Source organism: Olleya sp. R77988 (assembly GCF_044594215.1).
Lineage (GTDB): Bacteria > Bacteroidota > Bacteroidia > Flavobacteriales > Flavobacteriaceae > Olleya.
Map to the genome: position 1 here is coordinate 484532 of NZ_CP138988.1, position 22914 is coordinate 507445.

The window sequence follows — 22914 nt, forward strand, 5'->3', positions numbered from 1 at the left end:
ACAAAAACAATAACAAGTAAACCTAAAAAAGCCTGAACAAATAAATGTTCAGGCTTAAGTTTACACCATCAAATTATTAAAAAAAAAATGACTTTTTTCTAAAAACCTCCAACTTAAAAAGGTTGAAGGCTCTACTGTACTCAAGGTGGGAATCGAACCCACACTCTCGAAAGAATCGGATTTTGAATCCGACGCGTCTACCAATTCCGCCACTTGAGCAATTTGAGTCGACAAAAATAAATATATTTTAGACAAATCCTTTAAAAATAGCGTCTAATATCTTTTAAAGCTCAAAAATTATACTAAATTTGCACCTCATTAAAAATAGCGTAGTATAAAAACCTACCAAACAACAGTTTAACAATGCCAAATACAAAACCAGAAGCTAAAATATTTTCCATTACGCAAAGCAAAACTTTAGCTACGAAAATTGCAGCTGCTTATGGTTCTGAATTAGGTAAGGTTATTACTTCTACTTATAGTGATGGCGAGTTCCAACCTTCTTATGAAGAATCTATAAGAGGGTCACGTGTTTTTATAATTGGATCGACCAATCCGAGTTCGGAAAATTTAATGGAAATGTTGCTAATGATAGATGCTGCAAAACGTGCATCTGCAAGACATATTACTGCTGTTTTACCTTATTTTGGTTGGGCAAGACAAGACAGAAAAGACAAACCTAGAGTCCCAATTGCAGCAAAATTAGTTGCTAAAATGTTGGAAACTGCAGGAGCAACTAGAATTATAACAATGGATTTGCATGCAGATCAAATTCAAGGATTTTTTGAAAAACCAGTGGATCATTTATTTGCTTCGACTATATTTTTACCGTATTTAAGAGAATTAAATTTAGATAACTTAACCATTGCTTCTCCAGATATGGGAGGATCAAAACGTGCTTATGCTTACTCTAAAGCTTTAGGAAGTGATGTTGTTATTTGTTATAAGCAACGTGCAAAAGCTAATGTAATATCTCATATGGAATTAATTGGAGATGTAACAGGTAAAAACGTTGTGTTAGTAGATGATATGGTTGATACAGCTGGAACACTAACCAAAGCTGCAGATTTAATGATGGAACGTGGTGCTTTAAGTGTAAGAGCTATTTGTACACATCCAATATTATCAGGAACTGCTTATGAGCGCATTGAAAATTCTAAACTAGAAGAATTAATAGTTACAGATTCTATTCCTTTAAAACAAGATAGTAAAAAAATAAAAGTATTAAGCTGTGCAGATTTATTTGCCGAAGTGATGCAGAACGTACACTATAATAAATCTATAAGCTCAAAATTTTTAATGTAATCTTCAAATAATTTAGAAGATTAACTAATCAAGTATATTAATAATTAAATATAAATAAACAAAAATGAAATCAATTACAATCAACGGATCCAAAAGAGAAAGCGTGGGCAAAAAAGTAACAAAAGCCTTACGTAATGCTGGTCAGGTTCCTTGCGTTTTATACGGAGGAGACAAGTCAGTGCATTTCTCTGCACACGAATTAGCTTTCTCAAAACTTGTATACACGCCAAATGCACATACAGTTGTGATTGAGTTAGAGAGTGGAGAAAAATTTGATGCAATTTTACAAGACATCCAATTTCATCCAGTAACAGATAAAATCTTACACGTAGATTTTTATCAAACATTCCCAGACAAAGAAGTAACAATGGATATTCCTGTTAACTTTATTGGAAACCCTAAAGGAGTTAGAAATGGTGGTGTTTTACGTAAAAACAGTCGTAGTTTAAGAGTTAAAGCTGTACCAGGAAATTTACCAGATTTTATAGATGCAGATATCGAAAATCTTAAAATTGGTGACAAACTATATATTACTGCCTTAACAAATGATGCTTATACTTTTATGCATCCTGACAATACAGTTGTATGTTTAGTAAGACGTTCTAGAGCTGCAATTGTTGTAGATGAAGAAGATGAAGAAGAAGGTGCTGAAGGAGAAGAAGGTGCTGAAGCTAAACCAGAAGCAACTCAGGAATAAACATAAATTATTACTGAATTATAAAAAAAGCATTCTGTTAATTCAGAATGCTTTTTTATTTTTGAACAAAATCAATTTCAATGTGGGACTTTATTAAATCATTATTTCGTTTAAAAAACAACACTGTTTTAGTTGAAGAATTAAATCCAATGAAAAAATTTCTTATTGTAGGTCTAGGTAATATTGGTGAAAAATATGAAAACACCAGACATAATATAGGCTTTAAAGTTTTAGATTTTTTTGCTCAAAAAGAGTCACTGACTTTTGAAACCCAAAAGTTAGGAGATATTACAACTTATAAGCTTAAAGGCAGAACTTTTATATTACTTAAGCCAAGCACTTATATGAACTTAAGTGGAAAAGCGTTACACTATTGGTTAATAAAAGAAAAAGTGCCTTTAGAAAACTTACTAGTTATAACTGATGATTTAAACTTACCATTTGGAAGCATCAGAATTAAAACAAAAGGAAGTGATGGTGGTCATAATGGCTTAAAAGACATACAGAATACACTAAATAGCAACAAATACAACAGGTTTAGATTTGGTATCAGTGATGCGTTTAGTAAAGGTAGACAAGTGGATTATGTTTTAGGAGAATGGGAAGATGAAGAAATTAAACAACTACCAGAACGATTAGAAAAATCTTCAGAGATAATAAAATCTTTTGGCTTAGCAGGAATAAATAATACAATGAATTCCTTTAACGGAAAATAAAAAGGGGAAGCTAATTAGCTTCCCCTTTTTTAATTTAATTAAAATTATATTATTTAATAATAAGCTTTTTAGTCATTGTAGCATTTCCGTCAGTAACGTTTAATAAATACAATCCAGCTTCAACATCATTCAACTTAATAGTTTGATTAAAATCATTTGAATTAACAAAAGAACTATCATAAACACGCCTTCCTCTAACATCGTAAACAACTACATTTAAGGTTTTATCTAAATTATTATTTGTCATTTCAATAACAAACTCACCATTATTTGGATTAGGATAAACATTAAAGTTTCCAGTATTTTCAAACTCAGAAACAGATAATGCAGCCATTACGTTAACAGTATAATCTTCAACCTCTGCATCATGACTATTTTCACAAGAATCTGAAGCAGATGCATATTTAGTAGTTACACGCATGGTTGTTGTACCAATAACAGCATCATTTGGCACCATAACCATCATTCCAGAATTACCTGAAGGACCATCTGCTACATTAGTTGCAGATCCTAAATCATAGGCTTCACTAGCTTCAAAAACACAATTCTGATTCCAATCAATCCAAACAGAAGTAATACAAGTGTAATTACCATCTGTATTTTGATTAATTGTCATAGGATAAGAAACACCTCTATTAACATCAGTAGAAATAGCAGTATAATCACTATAACCTGAAGGCTTTCCAGAAGCATTATCTATTGAAACATACTGTACTAAAGTAGTACTAGTTTGATAAGATGTATTTGCTACAGAAGCACATAACCCATCAACAATAGATAAAGGCAAATCTACAGCTTTAGTTTGCGATGCTGAAGTTCCTGTAACTGTTATAGTATAATCTCCAGCAGTTGCTCCAGTTAAGCCAGACACATCTACTACAGTAGTTCCGTTAGTATTTAAACTAGAAGGAGAAAATGTTACAGTTGCTGCTAAAGCTGGATTAATGGTTGCTGTAAAATTAGTTGTTTCTGAGAAACCATTAACAGTAATCATATCAACATCATACGAAACAGAATCTATACCACAAGCTATTTGAGCTCCTGTTGAATCATTCAATACAAAAGAAGGGGTGTTATTAATTGGGAATACATCTGATAAAGCATAAAATATATTATCTGCTGCTTCTACCATTACTCTTGCATTATTTGTATCTGCAATTGCAGGAATTGCAACAACTTCTGTTCCATCATTTGGCACACCAGAAGCTAATACTGTTGGAAATGTTAAACCTCCATCAGTAGAAAATTTTATGTTTACAGATTGACAATTAATAGTTGCTCCACTAGTAGTACCAACATTCCAAGTTAATGTCTGATTACTTCCAGAACCCCAAGCTGGAGGAGTAACAACCGTAAAAGGTTGATTTCCTACAACATTTACAACCATTAGGTCAGCATCTGTTTGACCTATACCATTAGCAAAACCACTAGCATTATCTCTAACTATAAAAGAAAAATTCATTGTTCTTGCTACAGCAGGTGTAACCTCCCATGTTGGCGTTAAGTTTCCAGCTACGACATCACTATAACTTGGCATATATCTATCTGGTGAAGCTGTTGGCAAAATAGATCTATACATAGGTCCTGTTGTCCAATTTGGTTGAGGCGCTCCATTTGTAGGTGCCTAAGATGGGTCATTTGGACTCCAGTTATAAGTTAAACTTGCTAAACCATCAGGATCTGTAGCAGAACCTCTTAACACATATGCAGTGCTTGGTGGAATAGAATAATCTGAACCAGCGTCTGCAACTGGTGGCTGATTTGCAAGTGCCATAGTAGCACCACAATCACTAGTTCCTCCTGGTTGAATATTTGCTGAAATATCTCTAATATTTACATAATTAAAATGAGCATCACTGTTTGGCTGAACGTTTGTAGCACAAATACCTGCATAACCCATTATAGAACTTCCAGATGCTGGCTCAACCTCTGTCATTCCATTTCCAGAACGACTACAAGTATTCATACTATGCCATCCATCGAATTGGTGACCCATTTCATGTGCTACATAATCTATATCAAAAGCATCTCCTGTTGGATTTGGTCTTCCTGTATAACCTCTTCCCTTTTGGTTCCCAGTATATGGTGGAGCTCCATCTATACACACACAACCTAAACATCCTGCACTTCCTCCACCAGAGGTATTAAAATTATGTCCTATATCATATAGACTTTCATCATTTAATGTTGTTGAAATAACTTCTTGTGTTTTTGTATTATACTCACCATTCCAAGGATCTGTTGCAGCATTATAATATATTAATTGATCGTTTTGATTAATAAAAACCAAAGTAATAGCCAAATCCCTTTCGTATACCTCATTAACTCTATTAATCGTAATTGCCATTTGAGCTTGAATATTTTGTTTTTTTTGAGCATCAGTACCAGCACCAGCAAATAAAGCTCCATACTCTCCATTACAAGTTTGAGCTAAACGGTACGTTCTAAGTTGCATATCATCTGTATCTGCTCTCATTCCAGCAGTTTCATTTGTCAATGATCTTAGTTCAACGTTTTCATCTGTCAAACATTCAAAACCTTGCAAATCTTGACCTAAAGCACTTCTATCATAAACAATATAAAAATCGTTCGTTTTTGTGTAAGGATCAATAAATAAAGAACTTCTTTTTCCAGACAATGACATTGTATGTAAACCAAACTGTGTTATACTAAAACGCATGGTTGCAGTTGGGTCATCAATTCCTACAGCTTTATAAGTTTTAATCATTGGGTTTTTAGCTGCTAATTCTGGTTCCATTATAGGTGATTCAGAAATACTAAAACGCTCTAATTCCCCAGAAGAATTTGGAAAATATGCTACAATATTCGATTTACCAATATTTTCACCTCTTACAGGTGCGTTTTCAATAGCCTTTTTTAATTTATTAATATTTAAAGAAAACACTTGATATTCTGAAGGAAAAGATGCTCTTCTTACTTTATCAAGATCTTTAGTTTTATCATCGGATGATTTAACCCAATAATTTTGCTGACTGTAAGACAGTACTACCGAAAACATGATAAGTAATGTCCAGATGTTAAGTATTTTTTTTTTCATAACGAGGGTGTTTTTTTGTGTAATAATTAAATATATCTGATATATTTTACTAAAATAACAAGAATTATTGTGAAATCTTCAAAAAAACAAATATTCCCTCTTAATTTTAACAAACAAATTGTAAATTTTTACATAAATTTATCCCATAATTCTAAAATTTCATTAAATGAAAAAAATTACTTTTTACCTTTTTTCTTTTTTATTTGCTTTTAGTTTAGTTACTCAAGCTCAAAATCAAAGAAAAATTTCTCAAAATTCAAGTTTAGATACTGATCAATTAATTAGATGTGGATCAGACGAATACAATGCTAAATTACTTCAAAGCAATCCTGAAATGATGGGTAGTGAAGCTTTTGAAAGAAAAATGGCAGAAAAAGTGGAAGAAATCAATCAAAATCGTTCTTCCAACCAAATGGTTGTAGTTACTATCCCTATAGTTTTTCATGTTTTACATAATGGAGAGCCTATAGGAACAGGACCAAATATTACGGATGCTCAAGTACTTTCTCAGCTAACAGTTATGAACGAGGATTATAGACGTATGGCTGGAACACCAGGCTTTAATACAAATGCAGTTGGTGCTGATGTAGAGGTTGAATTTTGTTTAGCCCAACAAGATCCTAATGGTAATCCAACAAACGGTATTAACAGAGTTAATATTGGTCAAAATGGTATTACAGAAACTAGTCTAGCAGATGCTCAAAACCAGATGGATGCTTTAAAACCATCTTCTGTTTGGGATCCAGCTAACTACATGAATATGTGGTCTGTTGCTTTTAATGGTGGATCAGGTTTACTTGGTTATGCTCAGTTTCCTGGAGGTCCAGCGAACACAGATGGTGTTGTTGCTGATTATAGATTCTTTGGAAGTTCAGATTACAATGATGGTACTTTTAATTTAAGTGCTCCATTTGATAAAGGTAGAACAATGACACATGAGGTAGGACACTTCTTAGGTCTATATCATACTTTTCAAGGAGGTTGTACAGGCACTGGAAGTACAGGAGGAGACTTTTGTGCTGATACACCAGCAGTTGCTACACCAAACTACGGTTGTGTAGTTGGAACAAATTCTTGTGCAGCAGATCCTGGAAATGATATGATTGAAAATTACATGGACTACACAGATGATGCCTGTATGAATGTATTTACAGTAGATCAAAAAGCTAGAATTGTAAATGTTTTAGCAACACAAACTAATAGAGCGTCTTTAACAACCTCTACAGTTTGTACACCTTCTACTACTCCATTAATTAACTTTGGTTCTGGAACACCTTCTCCAGGACAAGTTGCAGAAGGAAGTAATTGTAACTTCTTAGATTATACAATTGACTTAACTTCAACTTTAGGCGGTAGTGCTGCTTCAACAGTTACTTTAGTTAACTCTGGTACTGCTGTAGAAAACGAAGATTTTATGTTAATGAACAATTCGGTTACGTTCCCAATGGGATCTACAACTCCAAGTAACTCAGTTACATTAAGAGTCTTTAATGATAATTTTGTTGAAACTGATGAAACAATTGTTTTAGCATTAAACCTATCTACTTCAGGAAATTCTACAGTGTCAACAAGCACTTATAATTATGTAATTGAAAATGATGACGATGCTGTAACAAGTACTTCAACTACAACAATTTTTTATGATGATTTCTCTGATGGGGATAATAATGGATGGACTTTAATTGATGCAGATGGTACAGCAGATAATGACTGGACTGTTGTAGAAGAAGCAAACTGGGCAACTCCTTTTGGGATCTATACAGATTTCTTTATGGTATCTTATTCATGGAATGGTGTTGCATATACACCAGATAATTTTATATCAAGCCCATTAGTTTCTGTTCCAGCTGGAGCAAACGCTGTAAATCTTAGATATTTTGCAGGATCTGCAAGTGATGCAACTTACTTTAATGAGAATTATGAAGTATATGCTTCTACTTCTATTGGATCTGTTGCAAATATAACTGCTGGGACTTTATTAGTAGACACAATTATACCTGCTCAAGGTGGTGCTTATTATGATTTAGATATTTCAGCATTTGCTGGTCAAGATATTTATATTTCTTTTAGACATCACGATACAGTAGATGAGTGGTTATTAGGTATTGATGAGGTTGAAGTCACAGTAGATGGATCAACATCAGTACAAACAGCTGTTAACACTGCTACTTTAGACCAATTTAATTTAATATCAGCAGGTTTAGTTTATTCTGTAGATACTACTACTTCAGATATTATGGCTGAAATAGATAATACTGGTGGATTTGATTACGGTTGTACAACCGTAGCTGTTTCTAGAGACATTGCAACTGCAGGTGCAGGAGCTGTATCTTATGCTGGTGGAACAAATACTGCTGGTTACGTAACTGCTAAAACTTTTGATATTACAACAGCTAATTCTGGAGCTGGTGCAGTAAATAATAGTTTCTTTTTCACAGAAGCAGAGCTTGTTGCTTGGGAAGGAATAACAGGAGAGAACAGATCAGCTTTATACGTTAAGAATGATACAACTGGAGAATTAATGCCAGTTACAATAACTGCTTTTGGTTCTGAGTCTAAATTATCTGCAACTTTTGCAAATGGTTTAGCTGGTAAATATTACTTTGGTACTCAATTAGCATTTTTATCTACTGGAGAGTTTGAATTAGCTAGTTCTATTTCAATTTATCCAAACCCTACAAATAATGTATTAAACATAAAAGTAGGTAATGATAATGATTTACCAAATGCATATAAAGTATACAATATGTTAGGTCAATTAGTTACTGAAAACACAATAAATAGTGTTCAAGATTTAACAATAGACGCAACTCCATTTAGTAATGGAATGTACTTTATTAAAATTTCTAAAGCTAGTAACTCAATTACATTACCTTTTATTAAAAAATAAAAAGTAATTTTTTAAATAACTTAAAAGCCAATTGATTTTATTCAATTGGCTTTTTTACTTTTGCATAATAATATTTAGATATTGAAAACAAATCAAAAGCAACATACTGTTTTAACTATTGGTACTTTTGATGGTGTCCATTTAGGACACCAAAAAATTATTAATCGGTTAGTAGAAATTGCTAACACTGATGGTTTACAACCGTCTTTATTAACCTTCTTCCCTCATCCAAGGATGGTTTTGCAAAAAGATGCTAATATTAAGCTTATCAATACTATTAACGAAAAAGAACAACTTTTAAAACGTTTTGGGATAAGTAATTTGATTGTTAAAGAATTTACAAAAGAGTTTTCAAGGTTAAAAGCAGATCGTTTTGTTGAAGACATTTTAATAGACCAACTAAAAGCTAAATATATTATCATTGGTTATGACCATCATTTTGGAAGAAACAGAACTGCAAACATTGATGACTTAAAACGGTTTGGAGAGCAACTTAATTTTGAAGTTGAAGAGATATCAATGCAAGACATTAATGATGTTGCTATAAGCTCTACAAAAATAAGGACTGCTTTAATTGAAGGAGATATTACTACAGCAAACACGTATTTAGGTTATAACTTCATGCTTAGCGGAAAAATTATAAAAGGAAAAGGTTTAGGTAAAACAATAAACTACCCAACAGCTAATTTGTATATTGAAGAATCCTATAAATTAATTCCAAAAAAAGGAGTGTATATTGTCCAAGCCATGATAGATGATACTTTGGAGTTTGGGATGATGAATATTGGGACAAATCCAACAGTAAATGGAACCAAACAAAGTATTGAAATTAATTTTTTTAATTTAAATAAATCTTTATACAACAAAAATTTAAGCGTTCAATTATTACATAGAATTAGAGACGAACAAAAATTTGAAAACTTAGACCAGCTTAAAAAGCAATTAGATTTAGATAAGATAAAAGCACAAGATTTTTTAAAAACATATGCTTAATAGATTTCTATTTAAATACATAGACAATAGTGCCTTAATAGTTTTTAGGATTATTTTTGGCTTGCTATGTTTTTTAGAATCTGTTGGAGCCATTTTTACAGGTTGGGTTAAATACACTTTAATTGACCCAGAATTTACTTTCAATTTTATTGGTTTTGATTTTTTACAACCACTACCTGGTAATTGGATGTATGCATACTATGCTATTATGGGTCTGTTTGGGTTTTTGGTAATGATTGGCTATAAATACAGAGCAAGTATGTTAGCTTTTACTATTATGTGGACTTGCACTTATTTAATGCAAAAAGCATCCTACAATAATCATTATTACTTACTTATTTTAATAAGTAGTATTATGGTATTTCTTCCAGCAAATAAATATGCTTCTGTTGACGCTAAACTTAACCCAAGTATCAAAAAAATAGCAATGCCAAGTTGGTGTAAATGGGTTTTTGTTATTCAGCTATTTATCATGTATACTTATGCAGCAGTAGCAAAACTATATCCAGATTGGTTAGATCTAACGGTACCCAGTCTGTTAATGAAAGGTAAAGCTAACTATCCTATAATTGGACAAGCGTTACAACATGAGTTTTTACCATATTTAGTTGGTTATGGAGGTATTTTATATGATGGTCTTATAATACCATTATTATTGTTTAAACCCACTAGAAAACTTGCTTTTTTTGGCTCTATATTTTTTCATTTATTTAATTCTATTGTTTTTGGAGTAGGTGTTTTTCCTTATTTAGCGCTTGCCTTTATGGTCTTCTTTTTTGACCCAAAAGCCATTCAAAAACTGTTTTTAAAAAAGAAACCTTTTTATGATAAAGCAGAGATTTTACCACAAAGTTATAAACCCATATTAATTGGTGTGCTTAGTGTTTATTTTATATTTCAAATTATTTTACCAATTAGACATCATTTTATAGAAGATAATGTGCTTTGGACAGAAGAAGGTCACAGACTATCTTGGAGAATGATGTTAAGGTCTAAATCCGGATTTATAGATTTTAAAATAATTGATAAAAACACTAATAAAAAGACATATATCAATTTAAACGATTATTTATCCAAAAAACAAAAAAGATTAGTAGCAACAAAACCAGATGTGATTTGGCAATTTGCACAACGTTTAAAAGCTATCTATAAGTCTAAAGGACAGGATGTATTAATCTTTGCAGATTGTAAAGTTAGTGTAAATGGTAGACCTTATACTACCCTTATAAATCCAAAAACAGATTTAACAACTATCAATTGGCAGACCACTAAGCATAGTGATTGGTTGCTACCATCGCAATTAGATAAATAATTTATTTTTAGCTACATAAAATCTTACTACTTTTACAACTTATAATTAAAAGTTACACTTTGCGTTAAGGATTGAAGTGGCATCCTTTTTTTGCTGCCATATATGGCAAAAAAAGATATAACGAAAAGCCTGACCTTTAGGTAACGCCCAAAATAAAAAACATGTTACAAGTACCATTTATTAGAGAAAACAAAGACTTAGTTATCAGCAGATTAGCAATTAGAAATATTGATGCTACTTCAATGATTGAAGAAGTAATTAGTTTAGACGAAACACGTCGTGCTTTACAAACTAATCTAGATGCTGTATTGGCAGAATCCAATACAATCTCTAAAGAAATTGGTATATTATTTAAATCTGGTCAAGCCGAAAAAGCTAACGCTTTAAAAGCAAAAACATCTGACTTAAAAGAAGATTCTAAAGATTTAAACGAGCAATTAAATACTGCTACTGAAGCTTTAAACCAATTATTATACACCATACCTAATATTCCGCATAGTTCTGTACCAAAAGGAAATAGCGAAGATGATAATGAAGAGGTATACAAAGAAGGTGATGTGCCAAAATTATTTGAAGGTGCTTTACCACATTGGGAATTAGCAAAAAAATATGATATTATAGATTTTGAATTAGGTAATAAAATTACAGGAGCTGGATTCCCAGTTTATAAAGGAAAAGGTGCACGATTACAACGTGCTTTAATTGCTTACTTTTTAGATAAAAATACTGCTGCTGGATATGAAGAAGTACAAGTACCACATTTAGTAAACGAAGCATCTGCTTTAGCTACTGGACAATTACCAGATAAAGATGGACAAATGTATCATGCTACAAATGTTAATCCTAGTTTGTATTTAATACCTACTGGAGAAGTCCCAGCAACTAACATTTTTAGAAACGATTTAATAGATGAAAAGGATTTACCTAAAAGCTTAACAACTTACACACCTTGTTTTAGGGTTGAAGCTGGAAGTTATGGTGCACATGTACGTGGTTTAAACCGTTTACATCAATTTGATAAAGTAGAAATTTTACGTGTGGAGCATCCTGACAATTCTTATAAAGCATTAGATGGAATGGTTGACCATGTAAAAGACATCCTAAAAGAACTTAACCTACCTTATAGAATCTTAAGACTTTGTGGTGGCGATACTGGTTTTACTGCTGCTTTAACTTACGATTTTGAAGTATTCTCTACTGCTCAAGACCGTTGGTTAGAAATTTCAAGTGTGTCTAATTTTGAAACTTTTCAAGCCAATAGATTAAAACTTAGAGTAAAAGATAAGGACGGTAAAAAACAATTAGCGCATACGCTTAACGGAAGTTCTCTTGCGTTACCTAGAGTTTTAGCTGGAATCTTAGAAAATTATCAAACAGAAGATGGAATAAAAATCCCAGAAGTGTTAGTACCTTATACAGGATTTGAGTTTATAAATTAAGCCCGAATAAAAAAGTTTTTTCTTACGTTTTTAGTGTTTTGAATCGATTAAAAGCACAAAATAACGTTGTTTTACAATATTTTTGTTGTTTTTGCTTTGTAGTTAATTAAAAATAACTTTTCTTTGATGCACTAAAAAACCTACTTAAAAATGAAAACAATTGCAAGACTCTTGCTTTTCGTGTTTCTTTTAGCTGTAATGGTGAAAGTTTTAGACAATAATACTGACCAAAACATTAATAAAGAGACTATTGCGCAAGTAAAAAAATAAAATATTGAATTACGTCGATAATTCCAATCAAGTAATTGAATCTTATATTGAATATATATGATTAATAGCACATTTATTAGATTGGCTTAGTGCCTGAACTTTGTTCAGGCATTTTTTTTGCATAATATTTACAATTTCTACCTTTTGGATTTGTTATATTTACAATCATGATGTTTAAACGCTTTTTAATACTAATTTTATTTATTTGCTCTTGCACACTTTATGCGCAAGAAGACCTAGTTGCGAACGAATATTTTAAGAGTGGACAATTTGAAAAAGCATTATCAAGCTATAAAAAATTATACAGTAAAAATACCCGAAACTCAAACTACTTAATTAAAATAGTAAAGATTGAACAACAATTAGAACTGTTTAATGATGCAGAAACTAGACTACTTGAAGCTATTCAAAAAAAAGCTGTACCAAACCTTTTAGTAGAGTTAGGTTATAATTATCAATTACAAAACGATACTATAAATGCAAACAGCTATTATAAACAAGCAATTGCAACTTTAGATCTTAATGCAAATAATGCCTATCGCGTTGGTCGTGCTTTTCAAGATTTATCACTTTTAAAACAAGCCATTACAACGTATAATAAAGCAATGCAACTAAAGCCTATACTAAACTTTAATATGCAATTAGCACGTATTTATGGAGAACAAGGTGAAGTGCAAAAAATGTTTAATAGTTATATAAATTTTGCTGAAGCTAATCCAAATTATTTAGATTCTATAAAAAGATACGTTAGCGAGTTTATATCTGAAGACAGTACAAACGAAAGCAATATTTTTCTTAGAAAAATACTGCTAAAAAAAATACAGCAATCTCCAAATTTAATGTGGAATGAAATGCTTAGTTGGTTATTTATCCAGCAAAAAGAATATCATAAAGCATTTGCACAAGAAAAAGCAATATACAAACGTCAGTTAGAAAGTTTAGATCGTATTATTGAACTAGGTTTAATAGCCGAAAACCAGAAACAATATGATGATGCTTTGTCAATATTTAACTTCATTATTGAAACGACTCAAGATATAGACACCAAGTTAACTGGTCATCATAAAGTATTAAAAATCAAGTCAAAAATTGGACTAGCTTCGGATTATGAAGATATTAAAAAAGAGTATAATTCTATTTTTGAAACTTTTGGTAAAACACCACAAACCTTAGAGCTACAAGTTAGTTATGCACACTTTTTAGCTTTTTATTTAAACAATCCAGAAGACGCAATTTCAATTTTAAAAAACACTTTAAAATATAAAATACCAGAAAGAGATTTAGCTTCAGTTAAATTAGAATTAGGAGATATTTTAGTGCTTGAAGAAAAGTTTAATCAAGCTTTAATTTACTACACACAAATAGAACGCAACTTAAAAAACAGCACATTGGCACAAGAAGCACGTTTTAGAGTTGCCAAGACAAGCTATTATAAAGGCGATTTTAAATGGGCAGAATCTTAGCTTAAAATATTAAAATCTTCAACCTCTCAGTTAACTGCAAATGATGCATTAGATTTAAAACTATTAATTAGCGATAATCGTGCAGAAGACTCACTTCAAGTAGCTTTAAAAAAATATGCTAAAGCAGATTTATTAGCTTTTCAAAATAAAAACAACGAAGCTATTTCAATATTAAACAAAATATTAGAGGCTCATAAAACAGAAGTTATCATACCTCAAGCTTTACTAAAACAAGCGTCTTTATTTGAAAAACAAAATGATTTTGAAAAAGCTAAAACTAATTATTTACGCATCATAAAAGATTTTAAAGACAGTATTTTAATAGATAATGCATTATACTATTTAGCCCAAATCTATGTCAATCAATTAGCACAACCAGAAGAAGCTAAAAAATTATACCAAGAGATATTGTTTAATCATAAGGACAGTATTTATGCTGTAGAAGCACGAAAAAAGTTTAGAGCTTTACGTGGTGATGCATTAAATTAACAACTATGATAGTTGCAGAAACAGACCGTTTAATTATTGCTAAATTCACTTTAGAAGACGCTCAGTTTTTTATCGATTTGGTAAATACTCCAAAATTTAAAAAATTTATTGGAGATCGTAAAGTAAAAACTATTAAGCAAGCACAAGAGCGTATTAAAAATGGACATCTAAAACATTATGCAGAATTAGGTTTTGGGTTTTACAAACTACTTTTAAAAGCAGAAAACAACAAACCAATTGGCACCAATGGTTTAATAAAGCGTGACACTTTAGAATTGCCAGATATTGGATTTGCTATGCTACCAGAATACGAAAACAAAGGATTTGGTTTTGAATCGTCTCAAGCAATTTTAAAATTAGCAAAAGACACCTTTAATATCAAAAAAATAGGAGCTATTACACAAGCAAACAATACTGCATCTATAAAATTAATAGAAAAATTAGGTTTAATATTCGAAAAAAAGGTAAAACCCTTTGAAGACGATGCAGAACTTATGTTATTTGCAAAAAATTTATAGACAATGTACATTTATAACGTTACAGTAAATATAGACGATAGTGCTCATGACGAGTGGTTACTTTGGATTAAAGAGCATATTCCTCAGGTATTGGCTACAGGTAAGTTTGAAAAAGCAACCTTAACCAAGGTTTTAGTAGAAGAAGAAATGGGAGGACAAACCTACTCTATCCAATACAAATCATATTCGCGCGAAGCATTAGACACATATTACAAAGAAGATGCAGATAATTTAAGAATTGAAGGGTTAAAAAAGTTTGCCGACAAAATGTTAGCTTTTAGAACTGAACTTCAGATTATTGATGAGTATAATGTAACGTTTAAATAATTCAGCTTAAGCTGAAAAAACATCCTTTTTAATGTCAAAATATAAAACAAATAATCATCAAGTAAAGGCTAAAAAATTCTTAGGACAACACTTTTTAGAAGATGAAAGTATTGCTGAAGCAATTGCAGATTCATTAAAACTAGAAGGCTACAAAAATGTCTTAGAAATTGGTCCAGGAATGGGTGTTTTGACAAAATATTTACTAAAAAAACCAATAACCACTTACGTTATTGAAATTGATACAGAAAGTGTAGAATATTTACAAAACAATTACTTAAATCTATCTTCAAGAATTATAGAAAAAGACTTTTTAAAGTACGATTTAAGTCAGACTTTTAAGGAAGAATCTTTTGCAATCATAGGTAATTTTCCATATAATATTTCAACACAAATCGTGTTTAAAACTTTAGAGCTGCGCGATCAAATTCCAGAATTTTCTGGAATGTTTCAAAAGGAAGTCGCCCAACGTATTTGCTCAAAAGAAGGCAGTAAAGTATATGGAATACTATCTGTTTTAACACAAGCGTTTTATGACGCAGAGTACCTTTTTACAGTACCACCAACAGTATTTAATCCACCACCAAGAGTAGAGTCTGGAGTGTTACGCTTAACCAGAAAGGCAGATTATAGTTTACCATGTGATGAAAAATTATTCTTTAAAGTGGTAAAAGCTGCATTTCAACAACGCAGAAAAACCATGCGTAATAGTTTAAAAACATTTGAATTGTCAGATAATTTAAAAGCAAATGTTATATTTGACAAGCGACCAGAACAAATTAGTGTCGCACAATTTTTAGAGTTAACCAGCTTAATACAACACGACAAATAAACCTGTAGTGGAAGACAACCAAAACATACAATTTCAGCTTACTGATGCACTTATAGAGCAACTAGAATTACTTATCGAGCAACAAAACGATAAAGACATTCAACAGTTACTTAACGAGTTTCACTATGCTGATATTGCGGAAATTTTAGACGAAGTAGATCTTGAAGATGCTATGTATGTTATTAAGTTGTTAGACTCAGAAACAACAGCTGATGTCCTTACAGAGTTGGATGAAGACATCAGAGAAAAAGTACTTCAAAATCTATCAGCAAAAGAAATTGCAGAAGAAATTGAAGAATTAGATACAGATGATGCAGCAGATATTATTGCAGAATTACCTGAAGAACGTCAAGCTGAAGTAATATCTAAAATTGAAGACGAAGAACACAAAGCCGAAATCACAGAGCTTTTAACCTACGATGAAAATACAGCAGGTGGTTTAATGGCAAAAGAACTAGTTAAAGTTTACGAAACTTGGACAGTCGCTGGATGCCTAAGACGTATTAGAGCACAAGCAAAAGACGTCAGTCGTGTACACTCAATATACGTTGTAGACAAAGCAGAAAAACTTGTTGGTCGTCTCTCTTTAAAAGACTTGATTACTGCAAAAAGCGAACAAAAAATTGCAGACATCTCAAACTCAAATGTAGACTATGTTTACGTCGAAGAAGATGTAGAAGACGTTGCAAAAGTGATGCAAAAATATGATCTAGAAGCCATTCCTGTTTTAGATCAGCACAAAACACTTTTAGGACGTATTACCATTGATGACATTGTAGATGTCATCCGTGAAGAAGCAGATAAAGATTACCAATTAGCAGCAGGTATTACACAAGATGTAGAAGCAGATGATAGTATTTTAGAACTAACAAGAGCACGATTACCTTGGCTATTTTTAGGGTTAATTGGAGGTATTGGTGCCTTTTTAATAATGGAAGGCTTTCAAGATGCTTTTAATAGATATAAAGTATTATTCTTTTTTACACCATTAATAGCAGCTATGGCTGGAAATGTAGGTGTCCAGTCTAGTGCAATTATCGTTCAAGGTTTAGCAAATGACGATGTTAAAGGAAGTATCAATAATAGACTAATAAAAGAAATGCTTCTAGCTGCATTAAATGGTGTGATTTTAGCACTATTCCTTTTTCTATTTGTATGGGTTACAAAAGGCGAATTCCTGACTGCTTTAGCAATTTCATCTTCACTAGTTATAGTTATTATAGTTGCAGGATTAATAGGTACATTTGTACCACTTTTTCTAGACAAAAAAGGAATAGATCCAGCAATTGCTACTGGACCATTTATAACTACAAGTAATGATATCTTTGGTATTTTAATTTACTTCTGGATTGCAAAACTTATTTTAGGTATTTAGGATGTTACCTAAAGGTTGTGTCGGAGTTTATCCTGAGCGAAGTCGAAAGGTTATGTCTTTTTTTGCCATATAAGGCAGCAAAAAAAAGATGCTACTTTTAACACTAACGCTAAAAAACTGTATTTTTAAACTATGCAAGTATTAAATATCAACAACAAGTTTTCAAAATTTTCCAAAAACTGGCAACCACATCAAATTGCAATTGTAGATAATATGCAAGTTATTTTAGCAAAACTAAAAGGCGAATTTGTTTGGCACATTCATGATAATGAAGATGAACTTTTTCAAGTAATAAAAGGCACACTGTATATGCAGTTTAGAGACCGAACTGAAGTTGTAAAAGCTGGAGAGATAATAGTAGTCCCAAAAGGGGTAGAACATAATCCATGCACAAAAAACGATGAAGAAGTCCATGTATTATTATTCGAAAAAATAAGTACAGCACACACAGGACAAGTTAAACATGAGCTGACGCAAACGAGTTACCCGAAAATATAAAGTATTCTTATTTACTAAAAGAGAACATGAAAATATTACACATAGATTCTAACCATCCATTGCTATTAAATCAATTAAACGATTTAGGGTTTACAAATCATGAAGATTATACCTCATCAAAAGCAGAAATTCAGCAAAAAATCCATGAATATGATGGTTTTATTATAAGAAGTCGATTTAGTATTGATGCTGCATTTTTAGATGCTGCAACAAACCTAAAATTTATAGGACGTGTTGGAGCAGGATTAGAAAACATTGATTGCACATATGCAGAAAATAAAGGTGTAACATTAATTGCTGCACCAGAAGGTAATCGCAATGCTGTAGGAGAACATAGTTTAGCCATGCTACTATCGTTATTTAACAAGCTTAATAAAGCAGATACTGAAGTAAGACAAGGTAAATGGCTGCGCGAAGATAATAGAGGCTTAGAATTAGATGGAAAAACGATTGGTTTAATTGGTTATGGAAACATGGGTAAAGCATTTGCTAAAAAACTACGTGGCTTTGATGTTACAGTATTATGTCATGATCTAAAACCAAATTTAGGAGATGAAAATGCAACTCAAGTAAGCTTATCAGAGCTTCAAGAAAAAGCAGATGTATTAAGTTTACATACACCAGAAACGTCTTCAACTATAAACATGGTTAATTCTGATTTAATTAACGGATTTAAAAAACCATTCTGGCTAATTAATACTGCACGTGGTAAAAGTGTAGTGACGTCAGATCTAGTTTTGGCTTTAAAATCTAAAAAAATATTAGGTGCTGGTTTAGATGTTTTAGAATATGAAAAAGCATCTTTCGAAAATTTATTTAGCGATAACAACCTACCTAAAGCCTTTCAATACTTAATCCAGTCTAAAAACATATTACTCTCACCACATGTAGCAGGTTGGACAATAGAAAGTAAAGAAAAGCTAGCACAAACCATTGTTGATAAAATTAAAGCAAAATTTTATTAGCTTTATAGGATAAAAACTAACTATTATGACATCAAAAGCAGACACTCCTGAAGACTATATTAAACAACTTCCAGAAGACAGGATAGAACCAATTACTAAACTTCATAATATAATATTAAAGCACATGCCAAAAGGTTTAGAATCTGGAATGGGTTATGGTATGCTTGCGTATTACGTACCTAAATCAATTTACCCAGCAGGATACCATTGTAAACCTTTTCCACCATTACCTTTTATAAATTTAGCATCGCAAAAAAACTTTATAGCATTATACCATTCTGGCATGTATGCAAAAAAAGAATTATACGATTGGTTTGTTGCTGAGTATCCAAAACATTGTAAATACAAATTAGATATGGGTAAAAGTTGCGTTCGATTTAAAAAAATGGATGATATACCTTATCAACTAATTGAAGAGTTATTAAGCAAAATGAGTGTTGAAGAGTGGATAAATATTTATGAATCAGCATTAAATAAAAAATAAAATGAAAAAACGTGTGACTGGAATTGGAGGTCTTTTTTTTAAAACAAAAGACCCAAAAGCAACAAAAGATTGGTATAAAAAACATCTAGGTTTTAATACAGACGATTATGGCTGTACATTTTGGACTAAAGACAAGGAAGGTAAGGATATCTCAACCCAATGGAGTCCATTTGAAGAAAATACAAAATACTACGAACCTTCAAAAAAAGACTTTATGTTTAATTATCGTGTAGAAAACCTACACGAACTATTAAAAGCTTTAAAAGAAGAAGGCGTTACTATAATAGGAGAAGTAGAAGAATATGATTACGGAAAATTTGGCTGGATTATGGATAATGAAGGTAATAAAATAGAGCTTTGGGAGCCAATTGATAAAGCCTTTTTATAATAATTATTTATAAATGTAATATATTCGCCATCAGAAAATTAACACATTAAAAACATGAACGAAGAAAATAAAAACTTAGACTTTGATCCTACTGCTGAAGCTAAGGCATCTCATGCTGAAACTTTAAGTAATACTGAAGATCCTACAGCAGAAGCAAAAGCAACACATGCAGATACTTTAGATACTGCTAAAAATAAGCTAAATGAAATAGCTGATAAAGCTGAGGCAAAATTTGATGACCTAAAAGCAGATGCAAAAGAAGGGTTTGAAAAAGCAAAAGCTAAAGCAACAGAGTTTATTAACGAAGATGCTAAAGAGTTTATGGATGATGCCAAAGAAAAAGCGTCTAAAATAGCTAAAGGAGCTGGTGAAAAACTAGATGAGTTTACTGAAGATGCTAAAGAAACCTATGACAAAGTAAAAGCTAAAGCAACCGAGTTTATCAATGAAGATGCTAAAGAGTTTATAGATGATGCTAAAGAGAAAGCTTCAAAATTTGCTGACGAAGCAGGAGATAAATTAGAAGATTTTGCAGAAGACGCAAAAGAAGTCATTGAAGAAACAACAAAGAAAACAAAGAATTTTTTCCAAAGACTATTTGGAAAATAATTTTTAATTCAAATACATAAAAAAACCAAAACCTATTATTATGATTTTGGTTTTTTTATGTATTTTTATAATTGTGATATTGCAATATCACGTTTAAATATTTATTTACTATGGGATTCTCAAAAAAACAACTCTTTAATGCTTCTCAAAACCAAGTAGCAAATTACACTAAAGTATTAGGACATCCTGCTCGTATTGCTATGATACAGCATATAAGTGAACATAAAAATTGTAACTGTAACGAATTAGTAAAATCTACTGGTTTATCGCAACCAACAGTATCACAACATCTTGGAGAAATCAGGAAAATTGGATTACTAAAACAAAAAGTAAAAGGTAAAAATTTGTTTTACACTATTGATACAGATCAATTAAATGAATGCAGACGTGTAGTCAATGATTTTTTTGTAAAGACACAAGTAAATTGTAATAAACAATGATTAGTCTTTTTTAGAAGTTTCTGTTTGTTCTGTAATCTTACGTTCCAATTCTGCTTGAAACTCTTCCATTACTGGTCTAACTGTACTTTCTGGTAAATCAGATATTTTAATATACATTAAACCATCCACTGCATTATTAAATAAAGGATCTACATTAAACCCTATTAATTTACAGTTTTGTTTAATGTACTTTTTAAGTAAGACAGGAAGACGTAATGCTCCAGGCTCAATATCGTCAATAATTTTATCAAACTTATTTAAATCGGCTTTTGTAGAATCAAAAACAAAATCCTTATCAGCATCTTTAAGTTTTACTTTAAACTCTTTTTTAGGATGCACATATTGTGCAACGTAAGGGTCATAATAATGAGATTTCATAAACTCTATCATTAATGATTTAGAGAATTCTGAAAACTGATTACTAATACTTACTCCTCCAATTAAATATTTATGATCTGGATGTCTTAATGTAGAATGTACAATACCTTTCCACAATAAAAATAAAGGCATTGGTTTTTGTTGGTATTCTTTAATAATAAAAGCGCGACCAAGTTCAATGGACTGGCTCATCATTTTATATAACTCAGGCTCAAAACCAAATAAATCCTGAAGATAAAACCCGTTTATCCCATGTCTTTCAAAAATCTGAGATCCTAATCCCATCCTATAAGCTCCAGCTAAAACATTAGCCTCACTATCCCATAAAAACATGTGGTGGTAATATTCGTCAAATTGATCTAAGTCGATAGACTCATTGGTTCCTTCTCCAATTGCCCTAAAAGTTATTTCTCTTAAACGTCCTATTTCCCTTAGTAAATTTGGCATATCCTTAGATGTTGCCAAAAAGACTTCATAGTTTTTACTGGTTAATAGTCTACAGTCATTTTCTCTTAACCCTTCTACCTCTCTTATCATGGCTTCCTGACTAACAGGCGTCACAATTTGCTTTGGTGTTTTGGTAACTTTTGGGGCTTTTAAACTTGATGAAATACTATCAATAATTTTTTCTTTTGGCTCAAACACGTTTGATAACATGTACGTTTTTTTTCTAATAAATTCAGAAAAACTGGATAACGATTCATGTTCTGCTTGTGCTTTAACAGATATTGGCTTACCTATTCTAACCTTAATAACTCTTCTTTTTTGAGTTAATAATTCTGATGGTAGTTTGGCTGTTCTAAACGTATCACTAATTTTTGATAGCTTATAAAACAACTTACTGTTTTTAGCATGAAAATAAATAGGAACTACAGGTACATTGGCTTTTTGCACCAACTTCATTGCAGCTTCTTCCCATGGTTTATCCACCATTAATTTTCCATCCTTATACGTAGAGACTTCTCCTGCTGGAAAAATCCCTAATGGATGACCATCTCTTATATGAGAAATTGCGCTTTTAAAACCAGCAATACTAGATTTTACATCTTTTCTGTCTTCAAAAGGATTAACAGGCATTATATAAGGTTTCATCGGTTCTATACGATGAAGCAAAAAGTTTGCAATAATTTTAAAATCGTCTCTTTGTTCAAGCATCAATTTTAAAAGTAATATACCGTCAATACCTCCTAATGGATGATTGGAAACTGTAATATAGGCTCCATCTTTTGGAAGTCTTTTTAAATCTTCTTCAGGAATTTCGAATTTAATTTGAAACTCGTCTAAAATTCCATTTAAAAACTCTAAATGAGATAGGTGTTTATTTCTATTATAGATTTTATTTAGTGAAGATATTTTTAAAACCTTCATTAATATCCAACCAACAAAAGTCCCAATAAACCCGTATTTATCAAGTTTTATAGCTTTTGAAACTTCTTTTGCTGTGACTAATCCCATTTACTTTTTTAGTGTA

22 protein-coding genes and 1 tRNA gene are annotated in these 22914 nt (G+C 31.5%); 19 read left to right on the forward strand and 4 right to left on the reverse strand.

Annotated elements, in window-relative coordinates; all coding sequences use genetic code 11:
- Nucleotides 1–137: 137 nt before the first annotated feature.
- Nucleotides 138–219 (reverse strand) — tRNA-Leu (locus tag SJY17_RS02150).
- 144 nt (nucleotides 220–363) lie between these two features.
- On the opposite strand from SJY17_RS02150, the gene SJY17_RS02155 reads away from it, so the two are divergent.
- The 3 genes from SJY17_RS02155 to pth all read left to right on the forward strand — a co-directional run bounded on the left by SJY17_RS02155 (nucleotide 364) and on the right by pth (nucleotide 2718).
- Nucleotides 364–1305 (forward strand): ribose-phosphate pyrophosphokinase, encoded by a 942-nt coding sequence (locus SJY17_RS02155; RefSeq protein WP_397363813.1) that lies wholly within the window; start codon nucleotides 364–366, stop codon nucleotides 1303–1305.
- Nucleotides 1306–1369: 64 nt separating this feature from the next.
- Entirely contained in the window at nucleotides 1370–2002 is a 633-nt protein-coding gene (locus SJY17_RS02160; protein WP_397363814.1) for a 50S ribosomal protein L25/general stress protein Ctc, read from the forward strand.
- Nucleotides 2003–2082: 80 nt separating this feature from the next.
- Nucleotides 2083–2718 carry an aminoacyl-tRNA hydrolase gene (gene pth / locus SJY17_RS02165; RefSeq protein WP_397363815.1) on the forward strand — a complete coding sequence of 212 codons (636 nt, stop codon included), beginning with the start codon at nucleotides 2083–2085 and terminating at the stop codon, nucleotides 2716–2718.
- A 49-nt stretch (nucleotides 2719–2767) separates the two neighbouring features.
- Here pth and SJY17_RS02170 read toward each other — a convergent pair whose 3' ends face one another.
- Nucleotides 2768–4297, reverse strand: a complete 1530-nt coding sequence (locus tag SJY17_RS02170) for a T9SS type A sorting domain-containing protein (RefSeq protein WP_397363816.1) — start codon at nucleotides 4295–4297, stop codon at nucleotides 2768–2770.
- A gap of 45 nt (nucleotides 4298–4342) precedes the next feature.
- The gene (locus SJY17_RS02175; RefSeq protein ID WP_397363817.1) at nucleotides 4343–5776 is read right to left on the reverse strand and encodes a reprolysin-like metallopeptidase; all 1434 of its coding nucleotides are present in this window, start codon (nucleotides 5774–5776) and stop codon (nucleotides 4343–4345) included.
- 166 nt (nucleotides 5777–5942) lie between these two features.
- Here SJY17_RS02175 and SJY17_RS02180 point away from each other — a divergent pair, with 166 nt between their 5' ends.
- The 16 genes from SJY17_RS02180 to SJY17_RS02255 all read left to right on the forward strand — a co-directional run bounded on the left by SJY17_RS02180 (nucleotide 5943) and on the right by SJY17_RS02255 (nucleotide 21065).
- A complete protein-coding gene (locus SJY17_RS02180) occupies nucleotides 5943–8666 on the forward strand; it encodes a M43 family zinc metalloprotease (protein WP_397363818.1) in 2724 nt (907 codons plus the stop codon).
- Between the two features lie 81 nt (nucleotides 8667–8747).
- Nucleotides 8748–9659, forward strand: a complete 912-nt coding sequence (locus SJY17_RS02185) for a bifunctional riboflavin kinase/FAD synthetase (RefSeq protein ID WP_397363819.1) — start codon at nucleotides 8748–8750, stop codon at nucleotides 9657–9659.
- Nucleotides 9652–10971, forward strand: a complete 1320-nt coding sequence (locus tag SJY17_RS02190; RefSeq protein WP_397363820.1) for an HTTM domain-containing protein — start codon at nucleotides 9652–9654, stop codon at nucleotides 10969–10971. The genes SJY17_RS02185 and SJY17_RS02190 overlap by 8 nt, the downstream gene beginning before the upstream one ends.
- Before the next feature lie 161 nt (nucleotides 10972–11132).
- Nucleotides 11133–12410, forward strand: a complete 1278-nt coding sequence (serS, locus tag SJY17_RS02195) for a serine--tRNA ligase (protein ID WP_397363821.1) — start codon at nucleotides 11133–11135, stop codon at nucleotides 12408–12410.
- Nucleotides 12411–12847: 437 nt separating this feature from the next.
- A complete protein-coding gene (locus SJY17_RS02200) occupies nucleotides 12848–14143 on the forward strand; it encodes a tetratricopeptide repeat protein (RefSeq protein WP_397363822.1) in 1296 nt (431 codons plus the stop codon).
- Between the two features lie 210 nt (nucleotides 14144–14353).
- Nucleotides 14354–14632 (forward strand): tol-pal system YbgF family protein, encoded by a 279-nt coding sequence (locus SJY17_RS02205; RefSeq protein ID WP_397364856.1) that lies wholly within the window; start codon nucleotides 14354–14356, stop codon nucleotides 14630–14632.
- A gap of 5 nt (nucleotides 14633–14637) precedes the next feature.
- Complete coding sequence (locus tag SJY17_RS02210; RefSeq protein ID WP_397363823.1) at nucleotides 14638–15150, forward strand: GNAT family N-acetyltransferase; 513 nt, start codon at nucleotides 14638–14640, stop codon at nucleotides 15148–15150.
- Nucleotides 15151–15153: 3 nt separating this feature from the next.
- Nucleotides 15154–15477 carry a DUF4286 family protein gene (locus SJY17_RS02215; RefSeq protein WP_397363824.1) on the forward strand — a complete coding sequence of 108 codons (324 nt, stop codon included), beginning with the start codon at nucleotides 15154–15156 and terminating at the stop codon, nucleotides 15475–15477.
- A gap of 31 nt (nucleotides 15478–15508) precedes the next feature.
- Nucleotides 15509–16306: a 16S rRNA (adenine(1518)-N(6)/adenine(1519)-N(6))-dimethyltransferase RsmA gene (gene rsmA, locus SJY17_RS02220; RefSeq protein WP_397363825.1), complete on the forward strand. Its 798-nt coding sequence runs from the start codon at nucleotides 15509–15511 to the stop codon at nucleotides 16304–16306.
- A 7-nt stretch (nucleotides 16307–16313) separates the two neighbouring features.
- Nucleotides 16314–17681: a magnesium transporter gene (gene mgtE, locus SJY17_RS02225; RefSeq protein ID WP_397363826.1), complete on the forward strand. Its 1368-nt coding sequence runs from the start codon at nucleotides 16314–16316 to the stop codon at nucleotides 17679–17681.
- A gap of 132 nt (nucleotides 17682–17813) precedes the next feature.
- Complete coding sequence (locus SJY17_RS02230) at nucleotides 17814–18179, forward strand: cupin domain-containing protein (RefSeq protein WP_397363827.1); 366 nt, start codon at nucleotides 17814–17816, stop codon at nucleotides 18177–18179.
- A 26-nt stretch (nucleotides 18180–18205) separates the two neighbouring features.
- Nucleotides 18206–19144, forward strand: a complete 939-nt coding sequence (locus SJY17_RS02235) for a 2-hydroxyacid dehydrogenase (RefSeq protein WP_397363828.1) — start codon at nucleotides 18206–18208, stop codon at nucleotides 19142–19144.
- A gap of 25 nt (nucleotides 19145–19169) precedes the next feature.
- Nucleotides 19170–19628, forward strand: coding sequence for a DUF1801 domain-containing protein (locus tag SJY17_RS02240; protein ID WP_397363829.1), 459 nt, complete (start codon nucleotides 19170–19172; stop codon nucleotides 19626–19628).
- Nucleotide 19629: 1 nt separating this feature from the next.
- Entirely contained in the window at nucleotides 19630–20016 is a 387-nt protein-coding gene (locus SJY17_RS02245; protein WP_397363830.1) for a VOC family protein, read from the forward strand.
- Between the two features lie 54 nt (nucleotides 20017–20070).
- Entirely contained in the window at nucleotides 20071–20625 is a 555-nt protein-coding gene (locus tag SJY17_RS02250) for a hypothetical protein (protein ID WP_397363831.1), read from the forward strand.
- 110 nt (nucleotides 20626–20735) lie between these two features.
- Nucleotides 20736–21065 (forward strand): ArsR/SmtB family transcription factor, encoded by a 330-nt coding sequence (locus tag SJY17_RS02255; RefSeq protein ID WP_397363832.1) that lies wholly within the window; start codon nucleotides 20736–20738, stop codon nucleotides 21063–21065.
- Here the strand turns inward: SJY17_RS02255 and SJY17_RS02260 are convergent, their stop codons facing one another.
- Complete coding sequence (locus SJY17_RS02260; protein WP_397363833.1) at nucleotides 21066–22898, reverse strand: GNAT family N-acyltransferase; 1833 nt, start codon at nucleotides 22896–22898, stop codon at nucleotides 21066–21068.
- Nucleotides 22899–22914: the final 16 nt, after the last annotated feature.